Genomic DNA, 5124 nt, shown 5'->3' on the forward strand with positions numbered 1-5124 from the left:
CCCGCGCCGGGACGTCCGTCCCGACGCGTGCCGGACCGGCGGGCGTCAGGCCATGGTGGTCACACAGAACGGGTGACCGGCGGGGTCGATCAGCACGACCCACTTCTCGCCACCCGGCTGGTGCTCGGGCTTGGTCGCCCCGAGGGCGGTCAGCCGCTCCACCGCCTCCTCCAGGTCGCTCACACTGAAGTCGAGGTGCATCTGCTTGTCGTCGCCGGGCCAGGAGGGCTTCTTCAGGCTCTCGGTCCGCTGGAAGCCGATGCGGCTGGACCCGTCCGGGGTTCCGATGTAGGCGAAGTCCTCGCTCGCGAACAGGGACTCCCAGCCGGTCACGGCGCTGTAGAACTCCGCGAGAGCCTTCGGGTCCGGCGCGTCCAGGGTGACCGCTGCCAGCTGCCCAATGGGGGACATGAAAAACTTCCTTCCTCAAGGGTCGGCCGTCTCCGGCACGCAACTACCGCGTGCTGCTCCGGTGTTGACGAGCCTATGCCCTCGGCCGACACACGGGCACGCGGATCGCCGGGACTACTCGAAGGAGTGGTCCAGCGTCACGCTCGCGTGTCCGTCCGGACCGGGGTTGTCACAGAAGTAGGTGCCGGTGCCGCGCAGCCCGGCGAGCTCACCGGTCCCGGAGCCCTCCAGCACCTCGAGCGTGGCCTTCGCCGCGCCGCCGCCGGTGGTGCCGCTGATCTGCAGGACGAAACTGCCGCTGCGGTCGCCGACCCGGCCGGTCACCCGCTCCAGCGCGGTGAACACGCTGGCACCGCCGGGGGACAGCGCGATCAGGACCTGCTGGACGCCCTCGGCCTCGATGGTCCCGCGGTAGTGGTTGGCCACCTCGCCGTGCAGCAGCACCGGGGCGCCGTCGGTCTGCTCGAACGGGGCCGGCTGCCAGGGGTCCCAGGTCATCGTGCTGGTCGACTGCGTCTGCATGCGTTGTCCTCTCGCTCACGGGACCGCGGCGCCGGTGACCGGGCCGCCGACGGGGATCAGCCGGATCCTCGCGCGTCCCCACCCGCGGCTCTGCTCACAATTGAGCGTTCCCTCAGAGCGTCACGAGGTATTTTCCGAACCGGACGCAAGGCGCCGGCGGAGTTCGGCGAAATGCATTCCCAGGGTACCGGCGGAGTAATGCCCGCTGTTATCTTCGGCCCATGAGCGATGAATTCCAGGAAATGCCCGAGGACTGGACCCGCGCCCTGGCCGTGGTGGCGCATCCCGACGACATGGAATTCGGGGCCGCGGGCGCCGTCGCGCGCTGGACCGCGGCCGGAAAGACCGTCACCTACGTGGTGGCGAGCCGGGGCGAGGCCGGCATCGACACCATGGCGCCGGAGAAGGCCGCCGAGGTCCGTGAGGCCGAACAGCGGGCCAGCGCCGCCGTGGTCGGCGCCGCGGGAGTGGAGTTCCTCGACCATCCCGACGGACGCATCGAGTATTCAGCCGAGCTGCGCCGCCAGTTCGCCACCGCGATCCGCCGGCACCGCCCCGAACTCGTACTGGGCTTCTGCCACCACGACCACACCTCGACCGGACGCTGGAACTCGCCGGACCACCGCAACACCGGCCGGGCGCTGCTCGACGCCGTCGGCGACGCGGCCAACCGGTGGATCTTCCCCGAGGACGGACCGGGCCCCTGGCAGGGCGTCCGGTACGTGGCGATCTCCAACTCGCCCCGGCCCACCCACGCCGTGGACGTCGGCGACCACATCGACCGGGCCGTGGCCTCCCTGGAGGCGCACGCCAGCTACCTGGCGGCGATGCAGCCGCCCGTCACGGACGTACGGGGGCCCCTGCTGGGACTCGCCCAGGCGATGGGGGCCCGGTTCGGCGGCCGCCCCGCGATCGCCTTCGAGCTGATACCCCGCTGAACGGCCGGGGGCCGTGGAGCGCGGCCGGCCGTTCCGGCCCTTCCCGGCCCCCGGCGCCTCACCGCTTGGCGTAGACGCTGCGGTGCACCCGCCACTGCTGCACCCGCGGCCGGTCCGGGTCCGCGAGGCCGCGCAGTTCGGCGAGGGCCGGCTCCACCACCCGGCCCCAGGTCTCGTCGTCGACCTCCCACAGGTAGGGCGGCAGCCGGCGCTCCAGGCTCTCCAGCAGCTGACGCGGTGTGGTGGCCCGCTCGTAGTCCGGCGCGAACTCGTGCCGCAGCCGGGTCAGCCCCGCCGCGGCCGCGGCCGCGTCCAGCCGTTCGGGGTGTCGGGCCGCGGCGGCTGGAGCACGGCCAGCCGGTCCAGTACGGCGACCAGGTCGTCCGGGTCGGCCGCGGGGTCGCCGTGCACCGCGAGCAGCCGCCCGCCGGGGCGCAGCACCCGCGCCGCCTCCGCGAGGGCGCGCGGCATGTCCCCGACCAGATGCAGGACGTGCGTGAAGACCAGGTTGTCGAACGTGCCGTCCCGGAACGGCAGGGCCCGGGCGTCCCCGGCCGTCACCCGCCCCGCCAGCCGCTCCGCGGCCCGCGACAGCATCGGCAGCGACAGGTCGACGCCGTGGACCCGGTGGCCGAGTTCGGCCAGTCCCGCCGCCACGATGCCCGTACCGACACCCACTTCGAGCACCGGGCCGGGTACCAGGTCCCCGGCGAGTTGCGCCGCGGCCTGCCGGCCGCGCTCCATTCCGCCCCGCATCCGGTCGTAGTCGTCCGCGACCCGGTCGAAGGCCTTGGCCTCGGTCACCGTGCAGTTCCCTCCGTGTCGATGTGCCAGGTGATCTCCGCGTACCGCACGAGGTCCGCGACCTCGTCCGGCGCGCGGACGAACTCCGTGATCAGTTCCGCCACCAGGGCCGGGCGGTCGTGCGGCGCGTAGTGACCGGCGACCGCCAGCTCCGCGTACCGCGCCCGCGGGAAGCAGCGGGCCGCCTCGCGCGCCCGGGCCGGCGACGAGATCCCGTCGAACTCCGAGCAGACGAACAGCACGGGCGCCGTCACCCGCGCCGCCTGGGCCGCCGAGTCCAGCCGCCACAGGTCCACGAGCTGCCGCGCGTACCGCACCAGCACCTCCGCGTCGCGGAACGGCCGCCTGACCTCGTCGGTGAGGGCCCGGCTCAGCACCCCGAGCACGCCCGCGTCCCGGGCGCCGGGGCTGCCCTTGCCGCCCCCCGCGCCGGGGGCCAGCAGGCCCAGCATCCGGGTGGCCTTCGCCGGACTGCGGTCCAGGGCACGGCACACCGCCGCCAGATCGGCCTCGTACTTGGTGTCCAGGCCGTCCCAGCGGCCGTTCTGCCGGAACGTGGCGTTCAGGAACACCAGCGAGGCCACGGCGTCCGGCCTGCGCCGCTGGAAGGCCGTCGCGATCTTGGCGCCGGTGCACCAGCCGAGCAGATGGGCGCGGTCGGCCCCGGCCGCGTCGAGGACGGCCTCCAGGTCGTCGAGCTGGTCCCCGGCCCGCCACGGCGGATCGTCCCGCTCCGTGCCGCGGACCTGCCAGGTGACGACGCGATGGTGCGGCGCGAGCCGGGCGCACAGCCGCGTGAGGAACCCGGGGCCCTGACCGAGGGCGTTCAGCACCACCAGCGGCGGCCCGTCACCGTCGCCCGCCTCGTACACGGCGAGCGGCCGCCCGGCGACCTCGACGGTACGCCGGCGCAGACCCACGTCCTCCCGCCCCGCCGTCCCCGCCGCCCGCCCGTCGACCGCCTGGTACGCCCGCACCCTCCCGAACAACTCCCACTGCGCGGCGGCGGACAGCGGCGCGGCGAGGGTCGGGGTGGCTGATCGGGGTGGAGGATCCGCGGCTTCCGGCAGGTCCGCCGACGGCGCCGGGGGCTGCCCGGCCGCCGCGGGTTCCGGGGCGCCGACGCCGGCCGCTGGACCCGTGCCGTCGGACGGCCCGGGTGCGGGTGCCTCCGCCGGACGCCCGAGCCGGACGGCCTGCGCACGGACGTCGGCCAGGCGCAGGTCGAGCAGCCGGTCGGCGGCGGAGAGCCCCGCGCGGTCCGCCACCGGGCGGACGTCGATGCCGTGGACCGCGCCGGCCCGCGCCAGGACGTCGGCCAGCGGGACCGGCGCGGGCGCGGGCACCGTCGCGAACCCGTCCGGGAGTCCGCCCGGCGCACCGGCCCGCCACAGCTCCTCGGCGGCCTGCTCGGCGGGCAGCAGCGTGAGCCCGAGTCCCGCCGCCCCCGCCGCCCGCAGCGGATGCCGCTCGAACCAGTCGGGCACCCGGTCCTCGACCTCCGTCCGCACCGCGTGCAGGGCCCACAGCAGCCGGTGCGCGCCCGGCGGGCACTCGCCGAACACCGGTGCCTGGTCGTCCAGCACCGGCGGCGTACGCAGCACCCGCCAGGCCACACCGGCGTCCAGACACGCCTCCACGGCGCGCCGTTCCAGCTCCCGGTAGCCGCGGCGCACCGGTCCGGCGGGACCGTCGTCCGCCGCCCCGTCCGGTCCGACGTGCACGTATCCGACGGCCCCGAGCGCGGGCAGCGCGGCGAGCACCGAGCCGGCCAGCGCCGCGTCCCCGCGTGCCCCGCGCACCGGCGCCCGGTCCCAGCCCGGGACCACGCACCACACCTGATCCGCCGTCAGCCCCGCGAGTTCGCCCGCGACCGCCTCGGGTGCCCCGCACACGACGGTCAGCCTGCCCCCGGGATCGGGGAGCCGGGCCGACTGCGCCACGAACGAGGCGATCTCCTTCCGGTCCGGGGCGATCGCGCCCGGCCGCGAGACGGCGGCGGACAACAGCACCACCTCGGTGTCGCCGGAAGCGCTCAGGCACCGGGCCGCCAGACGGCCGGCGAGCAGCGCCGAGGTACCTGCGATCAGCACACGCTGCGGCATGCGTTCCGTCCTCCTGTGCCGGCTCGCGAACCCGCCGCACCGAGGGCCGGCGGGAACGCCGAGCGCGTGATTCCAGCGGCCGGGAAAAAAATAGAAGACCCCAGATGATCCTGCATTTACACACCGGAATTCTGCTCAATACTGAGCACGCCAGAAAAGTCCCTTGACGCCCTTGCGGCGGCCGAAATTCCGTCGTTAGCATCCCCGCGCCGGAATTATCTCTCCGGGCCCGCACGCCCATTCCGCGACGCCCCACCCGGAACCGTCCGACGCGTGCACACCGATACGGCTCACCCGGCACCCCGGCACCAACCCCGGCGACGACGAGAAGGACGAGGCGCACC

General features: G+C 74.7%; 5 protein-coding genes. 1 reads left to right on the forward strand and 4 read right to left on the reverse strand.

The features are described 5' to 3' along the window. Positions 1 to 45: 45 nt before the first annotated feature. Positions 46 to 411 carry a VOC family protein gene (locus N8I86_RS34795; protein ID WP_073890565.1) on the reverse strand — a complete coding sequence of 122 codons (366 nt, stop codon included), beginning with the start codon at positions 409 to 411 and terminating at the stop codon, positions 46 to 48. Positions 412 to 525: 114 nt separating this feature from the next. Continuing rightward, the gene (locus tag N8I86_RS34800; protein WP_079192380.1) at positions 526 to 933 is read right to left on the reverse strand and encodes a DUF3224 domain-containing protein; all 408 of its coding nucleotides are present in this window, start codon (positions 931 to 933) and stop codon (positions 526 to 528) included. Positions 934 to 1154: 221 nt separating this feature from the next. Here N8I86_RS34800 and N8I86_RS34805 point away from each other — a divergent pair, with 221 nt between their 5' ends. Next, a complete protein-coding gene (locus N8I86_RS34805) occupies positions 1155 to 1871 on the forward strand; it encodes a PIG-L deacetylase family protein (RefSeq protein ID WP_123440807.1) in 717 nt (238 codons plus the stop codon). Between the two features lie 285 nt (positions 1872 to 2156). On the opposite strand, the gene N8I86_RS34810 is transcribed toward N8I86_RS34805, so the two are convergent. Next, positions 2157 to 2675: a class I SAM-dependent methyltransferase gene (locus N8I86_RS34810; protein ID WP_263279624.1), complete on the reverse strand. Its 519-nt coding sequence runs from the start codon at positions 2673 to 2675 to the stop codon at positions 2157 to 2159. After that, complete coding sequence (locus tag N8I86_RS34815; protein WP_263279625.1) at positions 2672 to 4780, reverse strand: alpha/beta fold hydrolase; 2109 nt, start codon at positions 4778 to 4780, stop codon at positions 2672 to 2674. Before N8I86_RS34815 ends, N8I86_RS34810 begins: the two co-directional genes overlap by 4 nt. Positions 4781 to 5124 lie beyond the last annotated feature (344 nt).

This window comes from Streptomyces albidicamelliae (genome assembly GCF_025642175.1).
Lineage (GTDB): Bacteria > Actinomycetota > Actinomycetes > Streptomycetales > Streptomycetaceae > Streptomyces > Streptomyces albidocamelliae.

Excerpts from the sequence above, each read along its gene's own strand:
- N8I86_RS34795 (WP_073890565.1), bottom strand. The coding sequence starts at position 411 with ATGTCCCCCATTGGGCAGCTGGCAGCGGTCACCCTGGACGCGCCGGAC.
- N8I86_RS34800 (WP_079192380.1), bottom strand. The coding sequence starts at position 933 with ATGCAGACGCAGTCGACCAGCACGATGACCTGGGACCCCTGGCAGCCG.
- N8I86_RS34805 (WP_123440807.1), top strand. The coding sequence starts at position 1,155 with ATGAGCGATGAATTCCAGGAAATGCCCGAGGACTGGACCCGCGCCCTG.
- N8I86_RS34815 (WP_263279625.1), bottom strand. The coding sequence starts at position 4,780 with ATGCCGCAGCGTGTGCTGATCGCAGGTACCTCGGCGCTGCTCGCCGGC.